We start from the raw sequence: 23,295 nt of genomic DNA, 5'->3' as shown, positions 1-23,295 counted from the left end.
CCATGCTACTTGCGGGTAACCCATGTGCACACCCCCGCCCCGAACAGCGGCGAAGGTCACACCGTGAGGGGACCCGCCCCGCACGCGAAGAGCCCCCGTCCGCACTGCGGGGACGGGGGCTCTCGGGTGGGACACGGGTCAGGAGGCGGCCGACACCAGGGCCGTCACCAGGGCCGGGGTGACCTGCTCGACCTGCCACGGGCGGGCGCCGTAGCCCGCCAGGGCCTCGGCCACCGCGTCCGTGTCGATCCGGCGGGGCGGCTCCCAGCACAGCCGGCGGACCGTGTCGGGGGCGATCAGGTTCTCCTGGGGGAGGTTCAGCCCCTCCGCCAGCGCCGAGACGGCCGCACGGGCCGCCGACAGCCGGGCCGCGGCGGCCGGGTCCTTGTCCGCCCAGGCGCGCGGCGGCGGCGGGCCCGACGGGGCGGCGCCGGGCTGCGGCAGCTCGCTCTCCGGCAGGGCCTTCGCCCGGTCCACGGCGGCCATCCACTGCTCCAGCTGACGCCGGCCCATCCGCTGCCCGTACCCCGGCAGGGCGGACAGCGCGTGCACGTTCGCCGGAACGGCCAGCGCCGCCTCGACGATCGCGGCGTCACCCAGCACCTTGCCCGGCGAGACGTCGCGGCGCTGCGCGATCCGGTCGCGGGCCTCCCACAGCTCCCGCACCACGGCCATCTGCCGGCGCCGGCGCACCTTGTGCATACCGGACGTACGGCGCCAGGGGTCCTTGCGCGGCGGGGCGGGCGGGGCGGAGGCGATGGCGTCGAACTCCTGGCGGGCCCACTCCAGCTTGCCCTGCCGGTCCAGCTCCTTCTCCAGCGCGTCCCGCAGGTCGACCAGCAGCTCCACGTCCAGCGCGGCGTAGCGCAGCCAGGGCTCGGGCAGCGGGCGGGTGGACCAGTCGACGGCGGAGTGTCCCTTCTCCAGCACGTAGCCGAGGACGCCCTCGACCATCGCGCCGAGCCCGACCCGCGGGAAGCCGGCCAGGCGGCCCGCCAGCTCGGTGTCGAACAGGGTGGTGGGCGTCATGCCTATGTCGCGCAGGCAGGGCAGGTCCTGGGTGGCGGCGTGCAGGATCCACTCGGTGCCGGACAGGGCCTCGCCCAGGGCGGAGAGGTCCGGGCAGCCGACCGGGTCGATCAGCGCCGAACCCGCGCCCTCGCGGCGCAGCTGCACCAGGTAGGCGCGCTGCCCGTAGCGGTAGCCGGAGGCGCGCTCGGCATCGACGGCGACGGGTCCGCTGCCCGCGGCGAAGGCCGCGACGACCTCGGCGAGCGCCTCGGCGTCGGCCACGACGGGCGGGATGCCCTCACGGGGCTCCAGCAGGGGAATCGGCAGCCCATCGGACGAAACCTCTTCGTCCGGGGGGCCGCCCCCGGTGGTGGTGCGCAGGTGTGCTGCGGTCTCTTGGGCGTCGGTCACCGGTCAAGGGTATCCGGGTATGTGACGCGCCCGTCGCCGGAACGTTCCGTCGACGGGCGCGAGGGGGAGGGTACGGGCCCTGCCGGGATCGCCGGCTCCGGCCCGGTGGGCTCAGGGCCGGATCAGTGGATGATTCCCGTCCGCAGTGCGACGGCGACCATGCCGGCGCGGTCGCCCGTGCCGAGCTTGCGGGCGATGCGGGCGAGGTGGGACTTGACGGTCAGGGCGGACAGGCCCATCGAGACGCCGATGGCCTTGTTGGACTGGCCCTCCGCGACGAGGCGCAGGACCTCGACCTCGCGGCCGGACAGCTCGCGGTAGCCGCCCGGGTGGCTCGGGGCACCCGGGGGGCGGCGGTGCATACGGGCGGCGGCGGCACCGATGGGGGCGGCGCCGGGCCGGGAGGGGAGGCCGATGTTGGTACGGGTGCCGGTGACCACGTAGCCCTTCACACCGCCCGCGAGGGCGTTGCGGACGGCACCGATGTCATCGGCGGCGGACAGGGCCAGGCCGTTCGGCCAGCCGGCGGCGCGGGTCTCGGACAGCAGGGTGAGACCGGAGCCGTCCGGCAGGTGGACGTCGGCCACGCAGATGTCGCGCGGGCTGCCGACGCGGGGGCGGGCCTCCGCGATGGACGACGCCTCGATCACGTCGCGGACCCCGAGGGCCCACAGATGGCGCGTCACGGTGGAGCGGACGCGCGGGTCGGCCACGACGACCATGGCCGTCGGCTTGTTGGGACGGTAGGCGACCAGGCTTGCGGGCTGCTCGAGAAGAACGGACACCTGAGCCTCCTGGGGGAGTGGCGGGACGGGCCGGCTCGGGGAAGGAAGCCGGTGCGCCGTGCGGATGGTCACTGACTCCTTCGGCACGTCACCCGCCCGGCTTTAGGGAATGATCACGATTTGGTGAGTAACAATTCGGGCAATTCGGACGCACGATCGATCAAGGGATGATCAGAAGCCCGCATCACCGCAAGGCTTTGACCCTCCGTCACGACCGTGAACGATCGCTCCCCGCCGCCGGACACCGCCCGCATGTCCCCCGCACCCTCCGGACAGCCGTACGGGGCCGCCCGCTACGGGTGGTGCGGACCGCGCCGCTGTGGCAGGGACACCACGCCCGGCGCGCCCTCCGCCGGCCCCACCGGCGGCAGCCCCGCGACCTGGCACAGCAGCTCGCACCAGGCCGCCAGGTGCGCGGAGGTGTCCGGCACCCCGCCCACCCCCTCCCGGGGCGTCCAGGAGGCCCGGATCTCGATCTGGGTCGCCGGACGCCGCTCGCCGAGCCCGCCGAAGTAGTGCGAGCTCGCCCTCGTCACCGTGCCGCTGGGCTCCCCGTACGCCAGCCCGCGCGCCTCCAGCGCCCCGGTCAGCCAGGACCAGCTGACCTCGGGCAGCAGCGGGTCCGCGGCCATCTCGGGCTCCAGCTCCGCCCGTACCAGCGTCACCAGCCGGAAGGTGCCCTGCCAGGCGTCGTGCCCGGACGGATCGTGCAGCAGGATCAGCCGGCCGTCGGCCAGGTCGTCCTCCCCGTCCACGACCGCGGCTTCCAGCGCGTACGCGTACGGGGCCAGCCGCTGGGGCGGTTTCGTGGGGTCGATCTCGATCCCGGGCCGCAGCCGTGCCTTGCGCAAGCCGTCGACCGCCCGTCGGAACGGGAGCGGGACCGAGCTCTCCTTCGCGCCGTCCATACCGTCAGCGCCATCTGAAAATCGTCCCTGAGCCGCAGCCATGCCGGGAAGACTAGGCGGAACGGGCGCCCGTGCGGCGCAGGGACACCCGCCCCGGGGCGGGCTCTTCTTCATACGTGCGAAGATTTGCCGCGTGAGCGCCACTACCAGCCCGCAGGGCCAGCCGAGTCAGACGTACGATTCCGCCTTCCTGAAGGCATGCCGGCGCGAGCCGGTGCCGCACACCCCCGTGTGGTTCATGAGGCAGGCCGGCCGCTCACTGCCCGAGTACCGCAAGGTCCGCGAGGGCACGGCCATGCTGGAGTCCTGCATGCGCCCGGACCTGGTCACCGAGATCACCCTCCAGCCCGTGCGGCGCCACGGCGTGGACGCGGCGATCTTCTTCTCCGACATCGTCGTGCCGCTCAAGGCCATCGGCGTGGACCTCGACATCAAGCCCGGCATCGGCCCGGTCGTCGCCCAGCCCATCCGCCGCCGCGAGGACCTCGCACAGCTGCGCGACCTCACCCCGGAGGACGTCCGCTACGTCACCGAGGCGATCGGCATGCTCACGGGTGAACTCGGCGGCACGCCGTTGATCGGCTTCGCCGGTGCGCCTTTCACCCTCGCGAGCTACCTCGTCGAGGGCGGTCCGTCCAAGAACCACGAGCACACCAAGGCCCTGATGTACGGGGACCCGGAGCTGTGGTCGGCCCTCCTCGACCGCCTCGCGGAGATCACCTCCGCCTTCCTCAAGGTCCAGATCGAGGCCGGCGCCTCCGCCGTCCAGCTCTTCGACTCCTGGGTCGGCGCGCTGTCCCCGGCGGACTACCGCCGCTCGGTGATGCCGGCGTCGGCGAAGGTCCTCGAGTCCGTCGCCTCCTACGGCGTCCCGCGCATCCACTTCGGCGTGGGCACCGGCGAGCTGCTCGGCCTGATGGGCGAGGCCGGGGCGGACGTCGTCGGCGTGGACTACCGGGTCGCGCTGGACGAGGCCGCCCGCCGGGTGGGCCCCGGCAAGGCGCTCCAGGGCAACCTGGACCCCGCCGTCCTGTTCTCCACCCCGGAGGCCGTCGAGGCCAAGACGGACGAGGTCCTGGCCGCGGCGGCGGGCCTGGAGGGCCACGTCTTCAACCTGGGCCACGGCGTCCTGCCCACGACGGACCCCGACGCCCTGACCCGCCTGGTGGACTACGTCCACACCCGCACGCAGCGCTAGCGTCCGCGCGCTACACCCCCGCGGCCCGCACCGCCGAGACGGCCTTGCGGGCCGCGACCAGGACCGGGTCCCAGACCGGGGAGAACGGCGGGGCGTAGCCCAGGTCCAGGGTGACGACCTGGTCCACCGTCATCCCGGCCGTGAGGGCCACCGCCGCGATGTCCACCCGCTTCGCGGAGCCGGCGCCGCCCACGATCTGGACGCCCAGCAGCCGCCCGGTGCGCCGCTCCGCCAGCATCTTCACCGTCATCTCCGCCGCCCCCGGGTAGTACCCGGCGGTGTTGGTCGAGCGGATCGCGGCCGTCACGAAGCGCAGCCCCGCCGCCAGCGCGTCCTTCTCGCGCAGGCCCGTCCGGGCGATCTCCAGGTCGCAGACCTTGCTGACCGCCGTGCCGACCACGCCGGGGAAGGTCGCGTAGCCCCCGCCCACGTTGGAGCCGATCACCTGGCCGTGCTTGTTGGCGTGGGTGCCCAGCGGGATGTGCCGGTCGCGGCCCGCCACCAGGTCCAGCACCTCCACGCAGTCGCCGCCCGCCCAGACGTCCTCGTGGCCCCGGACCCGCATCGACAGGTCCGTCAGCAGGCCCCCCGACTCCCCGAGCGGCAGTCCCGCCTCCCGGGCCAGTGCGGTGCGCGGCTCCACGCCGAGGCCGAGGACCACCACGTCCGCCGGGTACTCGTCCCCCGTCGCCGTGGCCACCGCCCGGGCCCGGCCCTCCTCGTCCGCGAGGATCTTCACCACCTCGGCGCCGGAGACCGTCACGATGCCCATGGCGTTCATCGCGCTGTGCACCAGGGCGCCCATGTCCGGGTCCAGCGTGGCCATCGGCTGCGGGCCCCGGTGCAGGACGGTGACCTCGTAGCCCCGGTGCACCAGGGCCTCGGCCATCTCCACGCCGATGTAGCCCGCGCCGACCACCACCGCCCGGCGGCCCGGCGTCCGCTCCAGGGAGTCCATCAGGCGCTGGCCGTCGTCCAGGGTCTGCACCCCGTGCACCCCGTGCGCGCCGATCCCCGGCAGCTTCGGGCGGACCGGGCGGGCGCCGGTCGCCAGGACCAGCTTGTCCCAGCCCGTCCAGGACTCCTCGCCGCTGTCCAGGTCCCGGGCGCGCACCCGGCGGCCCGGCAGGTCCAGCTCCAGGACCTCCGTGCGGGTGCGCAGGTCGATGTCCCGGGCGCGGTGCTCCTCGGGGGTGCGGGCGACCAGGTCGTCCCGCTCGGCGACCTGGCCGCCGATCCAGTAGGGGATGCCGCAGGCCGAGTACGAGGTGAAGTGCCCGCGCTCGAAGGCGACGATCTCCAGCTCCCCGGGCCCCTTGAGCCGCCGTGCCTGGGAGGCGGCGGACATTCCCGCCGCGTCACCGCCGACCACCACCAGTCGTTCCGCCGCCATCTCTCGTCCGCCCTCCGCGCCGTGCGCCGTCGTCTGTCCAGTACGGGGACACGCTACGGGCGGACGGGCCGTCAGTCCTCGCCGCCCTCCGTGCCGCCCTCCGCGCCGGCCGCCGGAGCCGGGGCCGGCCCTGCGGCCCGGCGGGGTACGAGGATCCACCGCGGGCCCGTCCCCGGCTTCGCCGGGCGGAACCTGCGGTAGACCCGGAACCCGAAGGCCAGCAGGGCGGCGGTGACGGCGAAGGGCAGCACCGCCGCGACCGCGAGCCCGAGGTAGCCCACGAGCCGTACGAACACCGACCAGCCGCCGGCCAGGGCATCGCCCAGGCCCGGCCGCCGACCGTCCTTGGGCTCCTTCTCCACCGGCGCCGGAGCGGGTTGCGAGACCGACACCGTGATCGTGCCCATGGCGGTCTGGTCCTTCAGCGCGTTCTGCTGGGCCAGCAGGGACTCCAGGTCCGACTGGCGCCGGCTCAGCTCGCTCTCCAGCATGACCACATCACTGAGCGCGGACGCCTTCTCCATCATCTCCCGCACCCGCGCCACGCTGGCCTGCTGCGACTTCACCCGGCTGTCGACATCGGCGACCTTCTCGGTGACGTCCTGCGCCTCCACCTTCCGGTTCAGCAGCTTCCCGCTGCCCTCCACAGCGGCCAGCACCGCGTCGAACCGCTCCCCGGGCACCCGCAGGGTCAGCGTGGAGGTGACGCGCCCGTCAGCGCCCCGGTCGGTGGTCTCCGCGCCCACGTAGCCGCCCGCGCCCTCGGCCGCCGTCCGGGCGGCGGCGACGGCCTTCTGCGGCTCGGCCGTCTCGATGCCCAGCTTCCCCGTACGGATGACGTTCGGCCGGACGGGGGCCGGGGCCTGGCCCTGGGCCGCCGGGGAAGCGGCCGCCCCCGCTCCCGGCTTGCCCTGGGCCGCCTCCCCGGGCCCCGCCGCGGCCGGGCGGGCGGAGGAGGAGGTCCCGTCTCCGGCGCCGCAGCCCGCGAGCGCGAGCCCTCCGGCGAGGGCCAGGCCGGCCAGGGCGGCCGTCGCGCGGTGCCGTCCGCTGAACGTGTGCATCGTCAAGTACCCCCGGATGTGCGGCGGATGTCACCGCTTCGACGTACGCGTCGCCGCCCCGGGTTTCGCCTCCCGGATCCCGACCCGGTTCCGATGCGGTCACGTTCGGGCCTCGGACGCGTTCTGGCCGCGGCGGCCGGTCTGCGACCATGGGTCCATGCACGAAGCGGACACGCGTACGGAAGCGGGCGCGCGCACGAGCGGGACGGGCCGGCCGGCCCCGTCCCGTCATGTCGTCGTCATCGGCGGCGGCATCGCGGGCCTCGCGGCCGCCCACCGGCTGCTCGCCGACGGCGTCCGCGTCACCCTCCTGGAGGCCGGCCCGCGCCTCGGCGGCAAGCTGTACGCGGGCGAGCTCGCCGGCCTGCCCGTCGACCTCGGGGCCGAGTCCGTCCTGGCCCGGCGCCCCGAGGCCCTGGACCTGGCCCGAGCCGTCGGCCTCGGCGAGGACCTCCAGCCCCCGGCGACGGCCACCGCCCGGCTGTGGACCCGGGGCGCGCTGCGCGACATGCCCCGCGGCCATGTGATGGGCGTCCCCGGCGACACGGCCCCGCTCGCCGCCTCCGGGGTGCTGTCCGCCGAGGGCCTGGCCCGGATCGGCGCCGACACCGGCCTGCCGCCCGCCGAGGTGGGCGAGGACGTCGCCGTCGGGGCGTACGTCGCCGCCCGGATGGGCCGCGAGGTCGTGGACCGGCTGGTGGAACCGCTGCTCGGCGGGGTCTACGCCGGTGACGCCTACCGCATCTCGATGCGCGCCGCCGTCCCCGCCCTCTTCGACGCCGTCCGCACCCACCCCACCCTGACCGCCGCCGTCCGCGCCCTCCAGGAAGGGGCCGCGGCCCGCGCGGCCGCCGAGCGGACCACCGTCACCGGCGCCGGCGCCACCGGCGCCTTCTTCGCCGGGATCTCCGGCGGCATCGGCCGGCTCCCGCTCGCCGTCGCCGACGCCTGCCGGGCCGCCGGGGCCCACCTCCTCACCTCCACCCCCGCGCGCGCCGTCAGCCGTACGCCCCGGGGCTGGCGGGTCACCACCGACACCGAGGCCCTGGACGCCGACGGCGTGGTCCTCGCCACCCCCGCCGCCCCGGCCGCCGTGCTCCTCGACCCCCTCGCCCCCGCGGCCGCCGCCGGGCTGCGCGAGGCCGAGTACGCCTCCATGGCCCTGGTCACCCTGGCCTTCCGCCGCCGCGACCTGCCCCCCGCGATCGCCGACGGGAGCGCCAGCGGGTTCCTCGTACCGCCCGTGGACGGCCGCACGATCAAGGCGTCCACCTTCTCCAGCAACAAGTGGGCCTGGGCCGGCGCCGATCCGGACCTCTTCCTGCTGCGGACCTCCGTCGGCCGCCACGGGGACGAGGCCGATCTGGGGCGCGAGGACGCGGAACTCGTCGACGTCTCCCTCACCGACCTCGGCGAGGCCGTCGGGCTGGCCGCCCGCCCGGTGGCGTCCACCGTCACCCGCTGGGACGGCGGACTGCCCCAGTACCCGGTGGGCCACCTCGCCCGCGTCGCCCGGATCCGGGCGGCCGTGGCCGCCCTGCCCGGCCTCGCGGTCTGCGGAGCCCTCTACGACGGCGTCGGGATCCCGGCCTGCATCGCCAGTGCCGCAAAGGCGGCGGACGCCGTCACGGCCTCGATGGCCACCCCTGGCACCGACCACTGATCAGCACACGGGACAATGGACACATGACTGCACCAGAGAAGATTCCCAATGCGGGGAAGAAGGCGAAGGACCTCAACGAGGTCATCCGCTACACCCTGTGGTCCGTCTTCAAGCTGAAGGACGTCCTGCCGGAGGACCGCAGCGGCTACGCCGACGAGGTCCAGGAGCTGTTCGACCAGCTCGCCGCCAAGGACATCACCGTCCGGGGCACCTACGACGTCTCCGGCCTGCGCGCCGACGCGGACATCATGATCTGGTGGCACGCCGAGACCTCGGACGAGCTGCAGACCGCCTACAACCTGTTCCGCCGCACCAAGCTGGGCCGCGCGCTGGAGCCGGTGTGGTCGAACATGGCCCTGCACCGCCCCGCCGAGTTCAACAAGTCGCACATCCCGGCCTTCCTGGCCGACGAGGTCGCCCGCGACTACGTCAGCGTCTACCCGTTCGTGCGCAGCTACGACTGGTACCTGCTGCCCGACGAGGACCGCCGCCGCATGCTCGCCGACCACGGCAAGATGGCCCGCGGCTACCCGGACGTGCGCGCCAACACCGTCGCCTCCTTCTCCCTGGGCGACTACGAGTGGCTGCTGGCCTTCGAGGCCGACGAGCTCTACCGCATCGTCGACCTCATGCGTCACCTGCGTGCCTCCGAGGCGCGGATGCACGTCCGCGAAGAGGTGCCCTTCTACACCGGTCGCCGCAAGTCCGTCGCCGATCTGGTGGCCGGGCTCGCCTGATACCTCCCCTGGGGGGAAGGACCGGAGGACGACCGCGCTCCCGCGACGGGAGCGCCCTCCGGTGGATCGGGAGGCCCTGCCCCCGAAACGACGCAGCCGGAGATCCCGCCCGGAAGTTCAGACGAGTGGCGGCAGCAGCGCCCTGGGAGCGCTCGCTGCCCCCTCGTCCAGTGTCACCGGTGCGGGCTCCGGATGCGGCGCACATGTCACACGCCACCCCGGGGTGGCCCCTGTGAGCAGGTACCGCTCCACATGCCGGTCCACGCACGCGTTGCGTCCGCCGGCCACGCCGTGGGCGCCCGCCGCCCGCTCCGTCACCAGCGCGGCCCCGGCGCCCAGGCGCCGTTGCAGCTCCAGCGCTCCGGGGTACGGAGTCGCGCCGTCCCGTTCCGCCGCCACGATGAGCGTGCCCGGGAGCGGCCCGTCCGGCGCTTCCCCGACGGTGACTGGCTGCTGCCGCTCGCGCACCGGCCAGTCGGCGCAGGGCAGGTTCAGGAAGGCGTTGGACCAGGTCTCGAAGGGGGCGCGGCGGGCCAGTTCGCTGTTGTCGCGGTCCCAGGTCTGCCAGTCGGCGGGCCAGGGGGCGTCGTTGCAGAGCACCGCCGTGTACACCGCCGTCGTGTTGGCCGCCTCCCCGGCCGACGCCGGGTCACGGGCCGCCTGGCCGACCAGCGGGGCCGGGTCCCCGCGCAGGTACGCCGCGAGGGCCGCCGCCCGCTCCGGCCACACGTCGTCGTAGTACGCCGCCTGGAGGAAGGCCGCCTGGAGCTCACCGGTGCCGACGAGGCCGCCGGCCGGGGTACGGGCCACGGCCGCGCGGACCTTGTCGTAACTCTCCTGTACCGCCCGGGCGGTGGGGCCCAGCCCGTACACGGCGTCGTGGCGGGCCGTCCAGGCGCGGAAGTCGGCCCAGCGGCGTTCGAACGCCTCTGCCTGGCCGAGGTTGTCCAGGTACCAGACGCGCCGCGGGTCCGGGTCCACCGCCGAGTCGAACACCATACGGCGCACCCGGTCGGGGTGGCGGGTGGCGTACACCGCGCCGAGGTAGGTGCCGTACGAGGCCCCGACGAAGCTCAGCCGCCGCTCGCCCAGGGCGGCCCGCAGCACGTCGAGGTCGCGGGCGTTGTTCAGGGTGGTGTACTGCGCCAGGGCGGCTCCGGCGTGCCGGGCGCAGCCCTCGGCGTAGGCCCGGGCGGCCGCCAGCCGCTCCCGCTTGTACGCGGCGGAGGGCTCGGCGGGCACCTGCGTGGGGCCTTTCGGCTGTTCTGCGGGGTCCTGGCAGGTCAGCCCGCCGGAGCGGCCCACTCCGCGCGGGGCGTAGCCGACCAGGTCGTAGGCGGCGGCGATCCGGGTCCAGGCGGGGCGGCCGGCCAGCAGGGGGAAGTACGTCCCCGAGGCCCCCGGGCCGCCGGGGTTGAACACGAGCGCGCCCTGCCGGACGGCGCCCCCGCGGCCGGAGGCGGGGATCCGGCTGACGGTGAGGGAGATCTGCGGGCCGTCGGGGCGGGCGTAGTCCAGCGGGACCCGCAGGGTGGCGCACCGGACGGGCGCGGGGAGCTCCTCGGCGGCGGGGCACGGCTGGAACTCCAGCGGGCGGGTGCCCTCGGGGGCGGCGGGGCGGGGCATGGGGCGGATCACGGGGCGGGAGCCCTGGGTGGGCCGGGTGCCCGGCGCGGGGGCACCGGCGGCCCCGGTGACCGGCCGCAGGGCGGCGGCCGCGGCCACCCGGCGGGCCACCAGCTCGGCCCCCGCGTCCTCGGCGGCGACCCGGTCGGGGCCGGGGCCGTGAACGCCGGGGCCGTCGGGACCGCCGGGGCCGCTCGCCCGGGCCGGGGCGGCGGGGGCGCACAGGGTGAGGCAGAGGGCCGCCGAGGCGGCTCCGTAGCGTGCGAGCGTCGTCCGCGTCCGCATGGCGACCCCTTCGTCTCATCGTCTTGTCTGATGAGACGTCAGGAGTGCCCCGCTGTACAGGCACGCCGCCGGGGTGTCGGCCCGGGTCCCCCCGGTTGCACCAAGCCGGCCTCAGGAACTGCTGGAGCAGCTGGAACCGGACGAGCTGCCGCAACTGGACCCGCTGGAACAGCTGGATCCGCTCGAACAGCTCGACCCGCTGGAACAACTGGACCCGCTGGAGCAGCCGCTGGACCCTCCGCAGCCAACGCCGCCGGAACCGGAACCGCCGCAGCTGGAGCCCGCCCCGCAGCCTCCGGACCCGGAGGACCCGCCGCCGTCGCTCGCGGCGCACCACAGCACGGGTACCAGGTCGGCGGACGAGGACCCGCAGGAGTCGGACGAGTCCCGCCCACGGGAGGACCGCGCGGCGCCGGCCCGCCCCCGCGCCTGGGCCGCCGCCAGCCGGGTACCGCGCGCCGCGGGCACCAGCTGCGCCCGCAGCCCCGGGTCCCGCAGCCCCCGCAGCCCGAACAGCGCCGTCCGCACCGCCGGGCTCTGGTCGGCGGCGTACCGCGCCCGGGCCCGCTTCAGCGCGGCCCGGCCCGCCGGGGTCACCCGCCGCCGGGCCCGCCCGGCGCAGACCGCGCCCACCACGACACCGCCCACCAGGACCGGCGGCAGCGGAAGGAAGGACACCGCCCGCGCCCCCTCCGCCAGCGCCAGGGCCAGGAACACCAGCGGAAGCGCCAGCGGGATCAGGGCCCCGCACACCACCGTCTGCACCAGCGCCCAGCGCCGCAGGCCCCGCCCCGTCCCGGGCGGTGCGACCAGCCCCCGCGCCGCGAGGGCGTCCCCGGTCTCCTGCACCGCCGGGTCCAGCATGGCGGCGTACCGCACCTGGTACAGCCAGCCGGACGGCGCCGCCCGCAGGGCCGCCAGCACGGCCCGCTCGGCGGGGTCCGCCCCGCCCGCCCGCCGCCCCTCCTGGACGATGCCCGGGCCGCCCGCCACCAGCCGGCCGTCGCCGAGCAGCGCGACCAGCGCGGCGTCCACCACCGCTCCGGGCCCGCCCGCCAGGAACGCGGCCTCGGACAGGTCGTACACCTCCGGGGCCCCGGCCGACCGCCCCCGCCGGAGCCCGAGCAGCAGCCCGAGGCTCGACAGGAGGACGGGGGCCCACACCGCCACCGCCAGCACGTTCACCGCGCCCGCCCCGCCAGCGCGCGCGCCCAGCGCACGATCCGCCGGGGCGGCCGGGCCCCGGCCCGCTCCCGCCACCAGGCGGTGAGCCGGCGCCGCGCGGCCGGGTCCTCGGGAAGGTCGCGGACCAGCAGGTGCTCCGCGAAGTCCAGTGCGTCGCGCCGGTATCCGACCGTCATCGGCCGCCGCCGCGCGTACGCCAGGAAGGCGGTGCGGTAGGCGTCCGGTCCGCCGAGGATCCCCGGCAGTTCGGGCGCGACCTTCGCCACCACCGAGGCCCGCTTGGCGGCCAGCGCCCGCGCCTGGATCCGCACCCGCTGCCGGTCGAACCCCTCGGGCACCGGCGTTCCGGCGACCAGCGCCGACAGCAGCGCGGCCTGCCCCAGCCCCACCCGCGTCCGTGCGGCCTCGCCGGCGCTCCCGGCGGCCCCGTCCCGTACGGCCACGGGCTCCCGTACCGACGCCCGTACGCCGCCGTCCGCCACCACCGCGCGGATCCGCTCCAGCTCCCCGGCCAGCTCCCGCTCCCCGGGGAAGTCGTCGTCCCGCTCCAGCAGGACGCCCGGCGGGTCGACCCGCTCGCGCAGCCGCGCCAGCACGTCGAGCACCACCGGCGGCACGGGGTGGGCGTGCGTGTCGTGCCAGACGCCGTCGCGCTCCACACCCCCCGCCACGTGCACGTACGCCAGGGCCTCCAGCGGGATCGCGTCCAGTACGGCGGCGGGGTCCTCGCCGCGGTTGACCCGGTTGGTGTGCAGGTTCGCCACGTCGATCAGCAGCCGTACGCCCGTCCGCTCGACGAGTTCGGTCAGGAACCGGCCCTCGGTCAGCTCCTCCCCGGGCCAGGACACCAGCGCGGCGATGTTCTCCAGTGCCAGCGGCACCGGGAGGGCGTCCTGGGCGATCCGCACGTTCTCGCACAGGACGTCCAGGGCGTCCCGGGTCCGGGGCACGGGCAGCAGGTGCCCGGCCTCCAGCGCGGGCGAGGAGGTCCGCACGAAGGCGATGTGCTCGGTGACCAGCGGCGCCCCCAGCGCCACCGCCCGCTCCCCGAGGGCGGCCAGCTTCCCCGCGTCGGGCCGGTCGGCGCCCCCGATCCCGAGGGACACCCCGTGCGGCACGACCCGTACGCCCCGCTCGCGCAACCGCACCAGGGACTCGGGCAGATGGCCCGGGCACACGTTCTCGGCCACCACCTCGACCCAGTCCAGCCCCTCCAGCCGCTCGACCGCCTCGGCGATCTCCGGCCTCCACCCGATGCCCACCCCCAGGCGTGCCATGGGCTTCATGTCCCCCTCGCCCCCTCTCCAGGACTCTGTGCCGAAGTGATGGCCCGCCCGCGAACGGGCCAACCACCGCGAGGGGACGTTCAGAGCAACATTTGAGGTTCCCGCCCCACCGCCACGGCGGCGGATCGCCTCAGCCCCGGTACCGGTCGCCGGCCGCGGGCGGCGGCCCGGACACCGGCTCCCGCCGGTTCACAGCCGGGACCGCAGGGCCGGGTGGTCCGCCACGAGGGTGCAGCTGCCCGGGGCGATCTCCGTGAAGCCCGCGTCACGGACCACCGGGAGGCCGCTGGTGGTCAGTTGCGCCCACTGCTCGCGCGGGGCGGTGCGGACGGCCAGGCGGAAGCCCGAGACCCGCCACAGGGCGCGTTCCGCCTCGGTCAGCTCCCACCAGGCCAGCTGCGCCGCGTGGCCCGCCTGGGCCATCGCCTTGCCGGCCGACATGCCGAGTTCCGGGTTCAGCCACAGCACCGGCACGCCCGGCTCCGGAGCGGGCGGCGGCTGCGGGTCGTCCAGGTCGGTGCCCGACACCTGGAGCTTGGCCAGCTCCTTGGGCCAGCCGTCCAGCGGGACCGGCGGGAAGACCCGTACCTCGGAGGCCGCCCCCTGGACCGTGACCCCCGGCAGGGCGGCTGCCTTGCGCCACTCCGCGCCGCGCGCCCGGCGCACCACCTTGCGGATCCGCGCGTCCTGCCAGTCCCGCACCGCCCGCGCCCAGTCGCCCTCGCCCTGCGCGCGCTCGTCCGTGAGGAGGACCAGCACCGCCCGGGCCGCCGTCTCCAGCGCGTCCGTCCGGGCCGGCGGCTCGGCCTTCTCGATCCGCACGACCAGCGGCAGGACGAACTGCGGTGCCTCGTCGCGCCGTTCGTGGTCCTTGCGGAAGGGGCTGTCCGCCCCCACCGCGGGTACCCCTGAGGTCGGGTTCGTGTGCTGGCTGCTCATCCCGCCAAGGATGCCAGGCTCCGCCTTGAGGAGGATGTCCCGGGGGGCCGGGGCGGGTGAGGATCGGGTCCATGAAGAGCGACCTTTTCGCCGGTGAGAACCTGGCCCAGCCCGCCGCCGCCCCCGGGATGACCCTGCAGAACGCCAAGTCCGTCAAGTACGCCGTCAACGGCGAGATGCTCGCCCGGCAGGGCTCCATGGTCGCCTTCCGCGGCAACCTCCAGTTCGAGCGCAAGGGCCAGGGCATCGGCGGCATGCTCAAGCGGGCCGTCACCGGTGAGGGGCTCGCCCTGATGTCCGTACGCGGGCAGGGCGAGGCGTGGTTCGCCCACCAGGCCGGCAACTGCTTCCTCATCGACTTCGAACCCGGCGACGCCCTCACCATCAACGGGCGCAACGTGCTGTGCTTCGACGCGACGCTGTCGTACGAGATAAAGATGGTCAAGGGCGCCGGGATGACCGGCGGCGGCCTCTTCAACAGCCTCTTCACCGGCACCGGCAAGCTCGCCGTCGTCTGCGACGGCAACCCGATCATCATCCCGGTCACCGCGCAGTCGCCGGTCTACGTGGACGCGGACGCGGTCGTCGGCTGGAGCGCCCACCTGGAGACCGGGCTGCACCGTTCCCAGTCTGTCGGCTCGATGATCCGCGGCGGCTCCGGCGAGGCCGTCCAGCTGATGCTGCGCGGCGAGGGCTTCGTCATCGTCCGGCCCAGCGAGCTCACCGAGACGGCGGCGGCGCACTGAGGCTGACGGGCGTGGGCCGCCGCTACGGCAGGCGGGGGCCCTGGGTGCTGCGCGGGGTCGAGGCGGAGCTGCCGCCCGGCTCCCTCGTCCGGATCGAGGGCGGCAACGGCGGCGGCAAGTCCACCCTGCTGCGGATTCTTGCCGGTATCGACACCCCGACCGAGGGGCGGATCACCGGCCGCCCGCGCCGGACCGCGTACGTGCCCGAGCGGTTCCCCGCCGCCCTGCCGCTCACCGTCCTGGCCTATCTGACCCACCTCGGCCGGGTGCACGGCCTCACCGGCGCCGAGGCGGCCCGGCGGGCGGCCGAGCGGCTGGAGCGGTTCGGCGCCGCCGCGTACGGCCGCACCCCGATGGCCGCGCTGTCCAAGGGGACCAGCCAGAAGGTGGCCGTCGCCCAGGCCCTGCTCGCCGAGCCCGGGCTGCTCGTCCTGGACGAGGCGTGGACCGGCCTGGACACGGCCGCCCGGGCGGAACTTGACCGCGCCGTCGCCGAACGCGCCGCCGCCGGGGGCACGGTGGTCTTCGTCGACCACGACCCCGGCCGCCTCGCCGGCCTGCCCGACGCCCGCTACCGGGTGCGGGCCGGGACGCTCGTGGCCGCCGCCGCGGAACCCGCGGCGGGGGCCGGCGCGGTGGCCGCCGGGGCCGGGGGAGACCGGCCGCCGGCGGAAGGGGACCTGCGGTCCGGCGCGGGGGAGCCGGCGCCCGCCGCGCGGAACACGGCGTCCGCGGTACGGATCCACGCGGCCGGGCCGCCCGGCAGTCGCCCGCCGCGGGGCGCCGTGCCCGCCCCCGGCGGCGGGATCCTGCTGACCGTCGGCGCCGACCGCTCCGACGCCGTGCTGCGCGAGCTGCTCACCGCCCGGCCGCCCTGGCACATCCGCGCCGTGGAGGAACTCCCGTGACCGCTCTGCTCCGCTACCAGGGCGCGCTGCTGCTGCGCTCCCAGCGCTGGCTCGCCCCGTTCGCCGTGTACGCCGCCTTCGTGGCGATCGGCGTCCGGCCCGGCGACCGGACCCTGGACTCCCTCGGCTACGCCGCCGCCGGGCTGGTCCCGCTGACGGCCTGGCTGGTGCGGATCTGCGTCACCGCCGAGCCCCCGGCGGCCCGCGCCTGCGCCGCCGCGGCGGCAGGCCCCTCCCGGGTGCGCGCGGCGGCCCTGCTGACCGGCCTGGGCGCGGCCCTGCTCACCGGCGTGCTCGCCGCGGCCTACACCCTGCTGGCGGGCGACCTCGGCGGACACGCCGCCGGGCCGGCCGTCCTCGCCGGGGCGGGGGCGGTGGCGGTGTGCGCGCTGACGGGGGCGGCCGTGGGGGCGGTGTGGAGCCCGCCGCTGGTGGCGGGGCGCGGCTTCGCCGTCCTCGGGGCGGCCGTCTGCTCCCTGCTGGCCTGGGTGGCGCCCTTCTCCCCGGCCCGGGCCGCGGTGTCCGTGCTGATCGGCGCCGCGCGGGCGGGCGCCGCGGAGCCGGCCCTGTCGCCGGCCGCGCCGGCGGGGGCGCTGCTGCTGGCCGGCGCGGCGGGGGCGGCGGCGTGCCTGGCGAGCGCCCGCCGGGGCTGAGAAGACTCGCTCTCCAGGCCGCCGAACCTGGCGGAACGTTACTTCCCCATCAGCTCCGACACCTTCACGAAGCGGTACCCCCGCTTGCGCAGCTCCGGCACGATCTTCTCGACGGCCTGCTCCGTGACCGGCGCCGCGCTGCGCGTGCAGTGCATGACCACCACCGAGCCCGGCTTCACCCCGGCGAGCACCTGCTCGGCCACCGCGTCGGGGTCCTTGGCGAAGGCGTCCCCGCTGACCACGTCCCACTGGACGGCGGTCACCTTGGCGGGGGCGAGCGCGCGCAGCGCCCGGTCGTCGTAACAGCCGCCGGGGAAGCGGAAGTACGGCACGGTGTTGACCGCCCCGGCCTGCTTGAAGGCGGCGAAGGCCCGGTCCACATCGGCCCGGGCGGCGGGCGCGTCGAGCGCGGGCAGCCCGTAGCAGGGGGACTTGAAGGCGTGGTGGCTGTAGGAGTGGTTGGCGACCTCGAAGCCCGGGTCGGTGCCGATGGCCTTCGCCTGGTCCGGGTACTCCTCCGCCCAGCGCCCCGTCATGAACACGGTGGCCGGCACCTTCAGCCGGCGCAGGGTCGCGATCAGCTCGGGGTTGTCGAAGCGTTCCCCCGAGGCGGCGCGGGGGCCCTGATCGGAGGTCATGTCGGCGTCGAAGGTCAGGGCCACGGTCTTCTCGGTCCGCTGCCGGGCCCGTTCGAAGACCGGGGTCAGACCGTTCGGCCCGGGCGCCAGCGTGGGCACCCGGGCGGGCGCACCGGCCTGCGGGGAGGCGGAGGCGGAGGCGGACGGGGTGGACGCGGCGGCGGGTCCGGAGGCGGCGGGGGTGCCCATCCGGGCCTGGCCCGCGCCCTGGGGGGCGCCCGCGCCGCCCCCGCATCCCGTGAGGACGGCGCCGAGCGCGGCCGCGGCGGCCACTGTACGTACAGAAAGGGTCACTCAGGCAAAATATATGACTATCCGGCCATCAGCCGGGCACGGCACGCCTCGACGTCGAACCGGGCCGGCGGGTAGTGCGGATCCATCTCCTCCAGGTGCTCCAGAGCAGCAGCCCGCTGACCGCCCAGTCGCGGTACCACTTGCGGTTCGCGGGGACCACGTACCAGGGCGCGGCGGGCGTGGAGCAGCGCTCCAGGACCCGCTCGTACGCCTCCTGGTACGCGGGCCACAGCCGGCGTTCCCCGATGTCGCCGGGGTCGAACTTCCAGCGCTTGTCGGGACGGTCCAGCCGCCGCAGCAGCCGGGCGCGCTGCTCCTCGAAGCCGATGTGGAGGAAGACCTTCACCAGTGTCACGCCGTCGTCGGCGAGGGCGCGTTCGAAGGCGTTGATTTCCTCGTACCGGCCTTCCAGGACCTCGGGCCGGGCCAGCGCGCGGACGCGGGCGATCAGGACGTCCTCGTAGTGCGACCGGTCGAAGATGCCGATCTCCCCCGCCCGTGGCAGCGCCTTCTCGACCCGCCAGAGGAAGGGGTGCTCCTTCTCCTCGGGGGTGGGCGCCTTGAAGCCGGTGATGCGGCAGCCGGAGGGGTTGAAGAGGCCGATCACGTGTTTCACCGTGCCGCCCTTGCCGGAGGTGTCCATGCCCTGGAGCACGAGCAGCAGCCGGCGGCGGTCACCGGCGGTGGCGGCGGCGTACAGCCGTTCCTGGAGTCCGGCGAGCGGCTTGGCCAGGGCGGCGGTGGCGGCCCGTCCGGCGGCCTTGTCCCGGGGGCCCGCCGGGAGGGCGGAGGGGTCGTACGCCCCCAGGCCGACGAGGCCGTCCGGCTCCGGCCGGACCCGCAGCAGCTCCCGCAGCGGGGTCCCGCCCGCACCCTTGACGCTCTTGCTCCCGCTCATGGCGTCACCTCCCCGGTCAGGTGACCGTGGTACCACGCCGGATACCGCGCCGCACCCGCGCCGCCGCCCGGGCGGCGGGTGCGCGCGCCCGGGCGCTTCACCCCGCGGGGCCCCGTCCGCACACCACCGGCCCGCGCGCGGCGTACGCGCCCGGGCCCGGCGGTGACGAGGGGGCAGGGATCAGACGAGCTCGGCGCTCAGGGTGATCGTCGTACCGGCCAGGGCCTGGCTGACCGGACAGTTCTTCTTCGCGTCCTCGGCGGCGGCGGCGAAGCCCTCCGCGTCCAGGCCGGGGACCTCGGCGCGCACGGTCAGGTGGATGCCGGTGATGCCCTCACCGGGCTGGAAGGTCACGTCGGCCTTGGTCTCCACGCGGGTGGGCGGGGTGCCGGCACCGTCGAGGCCGTGGGAGAGCGCCATCGAGTAGCAGCTGGAGTGCGCGGCGGCGATCAGCTCTTCGGGGCTGGTCTTGCCGTTCGCGGCCTCGGCGCGCGAGGGCCAGGAGACCTCGAACGAGCCCCGGCCCGAGGAGTCGAGGGTGACGGTGCCGGCGCCCTTGAGCAGGTTGCCTTCCCAGACGGTGTGGGACGTACGCGTGGTGGCCATGGTGATCCCTTCGCAGAAGTGGAAACGGCCGGGCCACGAGGAGCGCCCGGCCGTCCCAACCTACTGGGACACCAGGGGTTTTGCGTCGCGGGCGAGCGCGGTGAGCCGCGATATGGCTCGGAAGTACTTCTTCCGGTAACCGCCGGCCAGCATCTCCTCGCTGAACAGCCGGTCGAAGGGCATACCGGAGGCCAGTACCGGCACCTCCCGGTCGTACAGCCGGTCGGCCAGCACGACCAGGCGCAGCGCCGTCGACTGGTCCGGCACGGGGACGACGCCGGTCAGGCAGACGGCGGCGATGCCGTCGGTGAGCGCGCCGTAGCGGCTCGGGTGCACCTTGGCCAGGTGGTCCAGCAGCCCCGGGAAGTCGTCGAGGCTCGCGCCGGGGGTGGCGTACGCGGCCTTGGTGACCTGCTCGTCGGAGAAGGGCGCGGGGGCCTCGGGCAGGCCGCGGTGGCGGTAGTCCTGGCCGTCGATGCGCAGCGGCCGGAAATGCGCGGACAGCCCCTGTATCTCGCGCAGGAAGTCGGCGGCGGCGAACCGGCCCTCGCCCAGCTTCCCGGGCAGCGTGTTGGAGGTGGCGGCCAGCGCCACGCCCTGCTCGACCAGGCGGCTGAGCAGGGAGGAGACGAGGACGGTGTCGCCCGGGTCGTCCAGCTCGAACTCGTCGATGCACAGCAGCCGGTGCCCGCCGAGGGTCTGCACGGTCTGCTGGAAGCCGAGCGCGCCGACCAGGTTGGTCAGCTCCACGAAGGTGCCGAACGCCTTGAGCGCGGGCTCGGCCGGGGTGGCGTGCCAGAGGGAGGCCAGCAGGTGGGTCTTGCCGACGCCGTAGCCGCCGTCGAGGTAGACCCCGCGCGGGCCGGCGGCCTGGGCGGGTGCCTTCTTCTGGAACCACCTGCGCTTGCCGGAGCCGCTGGCGTGCGCCCCGCCGAGACCGGCGGCGAAACCGCTCAGCACGGTGACGGCCTCGGCCTGGCTCGGCTGGGCCGGGTCGGGGTTGTAGGTGTCGAAGCGCACCGAGTCGAAGCGCGGCGGCGGGACCATCTCGGCCACCAGCCGTTCGGCGGGCACACGCGGCTCGCGGGCGCACAGGGCCAGGGGGCCCGCGTCGGCTATCGGGGGCTGCCCGGAGGCAGGACCGGAGGTGGAGAGTGATGTTGACACAGCTCTTAACTCTACGGGGCGTGTCACACTGCACCGATGCGACGCCTGTTCCCTGTGACCGATCAGACATCCGCCCCCGCCGGGGCCCAGGCCGACCGCGAGTGGTCGCTGGACGAGCTGGCGGAAGCCTACGCCTACCCCGATCTCGCCCCCGGCGGGCACTGGCTGCGCGCCAACATGGTCTCGACCCTGGACGGGGCCGCCCAGCACGACGGACGCTCGCACCCCATCTCCGGCGAGACCGACATGCGGATCTTCGGCACCCTGCGGGCGCTGGCCGATGTGGTGATCGCCGGCGCGGAAACGGTTCGCCAGGAGGGCTACCGCCCGGCCCGCGCCCGGGACGCCTTCGCCGCCCGCCGCGAGGCCGCCGGGCAGGGCCCCGCCCCGGCCATCGCGGTGGTCACCGCCAGCCTGGACCTGGACTTCGGCCTGCCCCTGTTCACCTCCCCCCTGGTGCCCACCCTGCTGCTGACCGGCGCCGGCGCCCCCGCCGACCGGGTCGCGGAGGCCACCGCGGCCGGGGCCCAGGTCGTGGTGGCGGGCGAGGGGGCGGCGGTGGACCCGGCGCGAGCCGTACGGGAGCTCGCCGCGCGGGGGCTGTGCCGGCAGCTGACCGAGGGCGGCCCCCGGCTGCTGGGCCAGTTCGTGGCCGCCGACGCGCTGGACGAGCTGTGCCTGACGATCTCCCCGATGCTCACCGCGGGAGACGCCCAGAGGATCGCCGGCGGGCCCTCCGTCACGGTTCCGCACCGGCTCGCGCCGGCCTCCGTGCTGGAAGAGGCCGGGTTCCTCTTCACGAGCTACCGTCGGATCTGACAAGGAGCGGAATTTCGCGTTCCGCTTAGCTTCCGACGGGTACGTAGCTGGGCACGTATACCTGCGCACGCCCCGTGCCACAGCGGGGCAGGATGGTTTCCGCAGGGGCCGGCCGACCGGCCTGCGCGCATGAAGGAGAGGGCGTCCGTGTTCACGAGCGTATTGATGATCGAGCAGCCGCTGACCACGGTGGACGTGGACTTCGTCACCAGCCTGCACGGAGACGACCCCGTCTCCTTCGTCGTCCTCATGCAGCCCCGGGGCGACCAGGACCGGCTGCTCCGCGCCATCGACGACGTAGCGCTCGGCGAGCTCCCCGAAGCCCTCCGCGAGGCGGACGTGCCCGAGGGCGACGCCGCCCGGGGGCCCGCCGCACAAGCCCTCGAACATTCGCTCGGGGCCCTGCGGAAGAAGGGGGCCACGGCCGTCGGGCAGATCGTCGAGCACGGCCCCCTCGACAGACTCAAGGCCGTCGTCGACGAGACGAACGCCGACGAGGTGATCGTCCTGACCGCCCCGCACTTCGTCGAGGAGTTCTTCCACCGGGACTGGGCCTCCCGCGCGCGGCACAAGGTCGGCGTTCCGGTGCTCAAGCTCTTCGCCCACAACGAATAGGCTGGGGCGGGAGCGCCCCACCCCTGGGGCCGCCGAACACCCTCGATCCTGGAGCGACCTGAATGAAGCCCGGCCTGCCGACCGCGATGGAACGGCCCCACTTCATCGGCATCGGCGGCGCCGGCATGTCCGGCATCGCGAAGATCCTCGCCCAGCGCGGCGCGCGGGTGGCCGGCAGCGACGCCCGTGACTCCGAGACCGCCGGGGCCCTGCGCGCCCACGGCGCCACGGTCCACATCGGGCACGCCGCCGGCCACCTCGCCCCCGACTCCACCTGCGTGGTCGTCTCCAGCGCCATCCGCGCCGACAACCCGGAGCTGACCCGGGCCGCCGAGCTCGGCATCCCCGTCGTGCACCGCTCCGACGCCCTCGCCGCCCTGATGGACGGCCTGCGCCCGATCGCGGTCGCCGGCACCCACGGCAAGACCACCACCACCTCGATGCTGGCGGTCTCCCTCTCGGCGCTCGGCCTGGACCCCTCCTACGCCATCGGCGGAGACCTGGACGCCCCCGGCTCCAACGCCCACCACGGCGAGGGCGACATCTTCGTGGCCGAGGCGGACGAGAGCGACCGCAGCTTCCACAAGTACACCCCGCAGGTCGCGATCATCCTCAACGCGGAGCTCGACCACCACGCGAACTACGCGTCCATGGAGGAGATCTACGAGTCCTTCGAGACCTTCGTCGGCAAGGTCGTCCCCGGCGGCACCCTGGTCGTCGCCCACGGCCAGGCCGGCGCCGCCGAGATCGCCCGCCGCGTCGCGGACCGCGACGGCCTGACCGTCGTCACCTACGGCGAGGACGAGACCGCCGACGTCCGTATCACCAAGATCACCCCGCGCGGTCTGACCAGCGAGGTCACCGTCCTCCTCGACGGCCGCCCGCTCACCTTCACCGTCTCCGTGCCCGGCCGCCACTACGCCCACAACGCCGTCGCCGCCCTCGCGGCCGGCGTCGCCCTGGGCATCCCCGCGCACAACCTGGCCTCCGCCCTCGGCAAGTACACCGGCGTCAAGCGCCGCCTCCAGCTCAAGGGCGAGGCGGCCGGGGTCCAGGTCATCGACTCCTACGCGCACCACCCCACCGAGATGACCGCCGACCTGGAGGCCATCCGCGGCGCCGCCGGAGACGCCCGCATCCTGGTGGTCTTCCAGCCGCACCTGTTCTCCCGCACCCAGGAGCTCGGCACGGAGATGGGCCAGTCCCTCGCCCTGGCCGACGCCTCCGTCGTCCTCGACATCTACCCGGCCCGCGAGGACCCGGTCCCCGGCGTGACCAGCGAGATCATCATCGCCGCGGCCCGCGCCGCCGGTGCCGACGTCACCCCCGAACACGACAAGGCCGCCGTCGCCGACGTGATCGCGGGAATGGCCAAGCCCGGTGATCTCGTTCTCACGATGGGCGCGGGCGACGTCACGGATCTGGGACCGCAGATCCTCGCCCGCCTGTCGGACTGAGCGAGG

At 75.2% G+C, this 23,295-nt stretch carries 21 protein-coding genes and 1 pseudogene; 9 read left to right on the top strand and 13 right to left on the bottom strand.

What is annotated here, in order from left to right; all coding sequences use genetic code 11:
• Positions 1-138: 138 nt before the first annotated feature.
• The 3 genes from ABZ716_RS06745 to ABZ716_RS06735 form a co-directional block, all read right to left on the bottom strand.
• Positions 139-1,422 (bottom strand): ribonuclease D, encoded by a 1,284-nt coding sequence (locus tag ABZ716_RS06745; protein ID WP_358812144.1) that lies wholly within the window; start codon positions 1,420-1,422, stop codon positions 139-141.
• A gap of 122 nt (positions 1,423-1,544) precedes the next feature.
• Complete coding sequence (locus tag ABZ716_RS06740) at positions 1,545-2,207, bottom strand: response regulator transcription factor (protein ID WP_069922445.1); 663 nt, start codon at positions 2,205-2,207, stop codon at positions 1,545-1,547.
• Positions 2,208-2,500: 293 nt separating this feature from the next.
• Complete coding sequence (locus ABZ716_RS06735) at positions 2,501-3,157, bottom strand: DUF3000 domain-containing protein (protein WP_358812143.1); 657 nt, start codon at positions 3,155-3,157, stop codon at positions 2,501-2,503.
• A 91-nt stretch (positions 3,158-3,248) separates the two neighbouring features.
• Here ABZ716_RS06735 and hemE point away from each other — a divergent pair, with 91 nt between their 5' ends.
• Positions 3,249-4,313 (top strand): uroporphyrinogen decarboxylase, encoded by a 1,065-nt coding sequence (gene hemE / locus ABZ716_RS06730; RefSeq protein WP_351890000.1) that lies wholly within the window; start codon positions 3,249-3,251, stop codon positions 4,311-4,313.
• 10 nt (positions 4,314-4,323) lie between these two features.
• Here hemE and ABZ716_RS06725 read toward each other — a convergent pair whose 3' ends face one another.
• Positions 4,324-5,706, bottom strand: a complete 1,383-nt coding sequence (locus tag ABZ716_RS06725) for an FAD-dependent oxidoreductase (protein WP_358812141.1) — start codon at positions 5,704-5,706, stop codon at positions 4,324-4,326.
• Between the two features lie 71 nt (positions 5,707-5,777).
• The gene (locus ABZ716_RS06720; protein WP_358957159.1) at positions 5,778-6,767 is read right to left on the bottom strand and encodes a DUF4349 domain-containing protein; all 990 of its coding nucleotides are present in this window, start codon (positions 6,765-6,767) and stop codon (positions 5,778-5,780) included.
• 157 nt (positions 6,768-6,924) lie between these two features.
• On the opposite strand from ABZ716_RS06720, the gene hemG reads away from it, so the two are divergent.
• Positions 6,925-8,430, top strand: a complete 1,506-nt coding sequence (gene hemG, locus ABZ716_RS06715) for a protoporphyrinogen oxidase (RefSeq protein WP_358957156.1) — start codon at positions 6,925-6,927, stop codon at positions 8,428-8,430.
• A gap of 23 nt (positions 8,431-8,453) precedes the next feature.
• The gene (gene hemQ, locus ABZ716_RS06710; RefSeq protein WP_042813891.1) at positions 8,454-9,167 is read left to right on the top strand and encodes a hydrogen peroxide-dependent heme synthase; all 714 of its coding nucleotides are present in this window, start codon (positions 8,454-8,456) and stop codon (positions 9,165-9,167) included.
• A gap of 117 nt (positions 9,168-9,284) precedes the next feature.
• On the opposite strand, the gene ABZ716_RS06705 is transcribed toward hemQ, so the two are convergent.
• From ABZ716_RS06705 to ABZ716_RS06690, 4 genes are all read right to left on the bottom strand, one after another.
• Positions 9,285-11,078: an alpha/beta fold hydrolase gene (locus ABZ716_RS06705; protein WP_358957153.1), complete on the bottom strand. Its 1,794-nt coding sequence runs from the start codon at positions 11,076-11,078 to the stop codon at positions 9,285-9,287.
• Positions 11,079-11,189: 111 nt separating this feature from the next.
• The gene (locus ABZ716_RS06700; RefSeq protein ID WP_358957150.1) at positions 11,190-12,263 is read right to left on the bottom strand and encodes a TIGR04222 domain-containing membrane protein; all 1,074 of its coding nucleotides are present in this window, start codon (positions 12,261-12,263) and stop codon (positions 11,190-11,192) included.
• Positions 12,260-13,549 (bottom strand): DUF692 domain-containing protein, encoded by a 1,290-nt coding sequence (locus ABZ716_RS06695; protein WP_358957147.1) that lies wholly within the window; start codon positions 13,547-13,549, stop codon positions 12,260-12,262. Before ABZ716_RS06695 ends, ABZ716_RS06700 begins: the two co-directional genes overlap by 4 nt.
• Positions 13,550-13,738: 189 nt before the next feature.
• Positions 13,739-14,488, bottom strand: coding sequence for an aminoacyl-tRNA hydrolase (locus ABZ716_RS06690; RefSeq protein WP_358957143.1), 750 nt, complete (start codon positions 14,486-14,488; stop codon positions 13,739-13,741).
• 71 nt (positions 14,489-14,559) lie between these two features.
• Here ABZ716_RS06690 and ABZ716_RS06685 point away from each other — a divergent pair, with 71 nt between their 5' ends.
• Genes ABZ716_RS06685 through ABZ716_RS06675 form a run of 3 tightly spaced genes read left to right on the top strand, consistent with a single transcriptional unit; the run spans position 14,560 to position 16,795 of the window.
• On the top strand, positions 14,560-15,234 hold the full coding sequence (locus ABZ716_RS06685; RefSeq protein ID WP_358957141.1) for an AIM24 family protein: 675 nt from the start codon (positions 14,560-14,562) through the stop codon (positions 15,232-15,234).
• A complete protein-coding gene (locus ABZ716_RS06680; protein ID WP_358957444.1) occupies positions 15,231-16,142 on the top strand; it encodes an ATP-binding cassette domain-containing protein in 912 nt (303 codons plus the stop codon). The genes ABZ716_RS06685 and ABZ716_RS06680 overlap by 4 nt, the downstream gene beginning before the upstream one ends.
• Positions 16,139-16,795, top strand: coding sequence for an ABC transporter (locus tag ABZ716_RS06675; protein ID WP_358957138.1), 657 nt, complete (start codon positions 16,139-16,141; stop codon positions 16,793-16,795). The genes ABZ716_RS06680 and ABZ716_RS06675 overlap by 4 nt, the downstream gene beginning before the upstream one ends.
• A gap of 38 nt (positions 16,796-16,833) precedes the next feature.
• On the opposite strand, the gene ABZ716_RS06670 is transcribed toward ABZ716_RS06675, so the two are convergent.
• The 4 genes and pseudogenes from ABZ716_RS06670 to zapE form a co-directional block, all read right to left on the bottom strand.
• A complete protein-coding gene (locus ABZ716_RS06670; RefSeq protein ID WP_358957135.1) occupies positions 16,834-17,727 on the bottom strand; it encodes a polysaccharide deacetylase family protein in 894 nt (297 codons plus the stop codon).
• Between the two features lie 17 nt (positions 17,728-17,744).
• Positions 17,745-18,625 (bottom strand): annotated as a pseudogene (locus tag ABZ716_RS06665) (PPK2 family polyphosphate kinase).
• A 180-nt stretch (positions 18,626-18,805) separates the two neighbouring features.
• On the bottom strand, positions 18,806-19,231 hold the full coding sequence (locus tag ABZ716_RS06660) for an OsmC family protein (protein ID WP_358812131.1): 426 nt from the start codon (positions 19,229-19,231) through the stop codon (positions 18,806-18,808).
• A gap of 60 nt (positions 19,232-19,291) precedes the next feature.
• A complete protein-coding gene (gene zapE, locus ABZ716_RS06655; protein WP_358957133.1) occupies positions 19,292-20,398 on the bottom strand; it encodes a cell division protein ZapE in 1,107 nt (368 codons plus the stop codon).
• A 36-nt stretch (positions 20,399-20,434) separates the two neighbouring features.
• Here zapE and ABZ716_RS06650 point away from each other — a divergent pair, with 36 nt between their 5' ends.
• The 3 genes from ABZ716_RS06650 to murC all read left to right on the top strand — a co-directional run bounded on the left by ABZ716_RS06650 (position 20,435) and on the right by murC (position 23,289).
• Positions 20,435-21,217 (top strand): pyrimidine reductase family protein, encoded by a 783-nt coding sequence (locus ABZ716_RS06650; RefSeq protein WP_358812129.1) that lies wholly within the window; start codon positions 20,435-20,437, stop codon positions 21,215-21,217.
• Positions 21,218-21,346: 129 nt separating this feature from the next.
• On the top strand, positions 21,347-21,832 hold the full coding sequence (locus ABZ716_RS06645; protein ID WP_355972813.1) for an indole-3-glycerol phosphate synthase: 486 nt from the start codon (positions 21,347-21,349) through the stop codon (positions 21,830-21,832).
• A gap of 62 nt (positions 21,833-21,894) precedes the next feature.
• Entirely contained in the window at positions 21,895-23,289 is a 1,395-nt protein-coding gene (gene murC / locus ABZ716_RS06640; protein ID WP_358812128.1) for a UDP-N-acetylmuramate--L-alanine ligase, read from the top strand.
• The last annotated feature ends 6 nt before the right edge of the window (positions 23,290-23,295 follow it).

Origin of the sequence: Streptomyces sp. NPDC006687 (genome assembly GCF_040636215.1) — a bacterium.
GTDB lineage: Bacteria > Actinomycetota > Actinomycetes > Streptomycetales > Streptomycetaceae > Streptomyces.
This window is presented reverse-complemented; position numbering and strand designations above follow the sequence as displayed.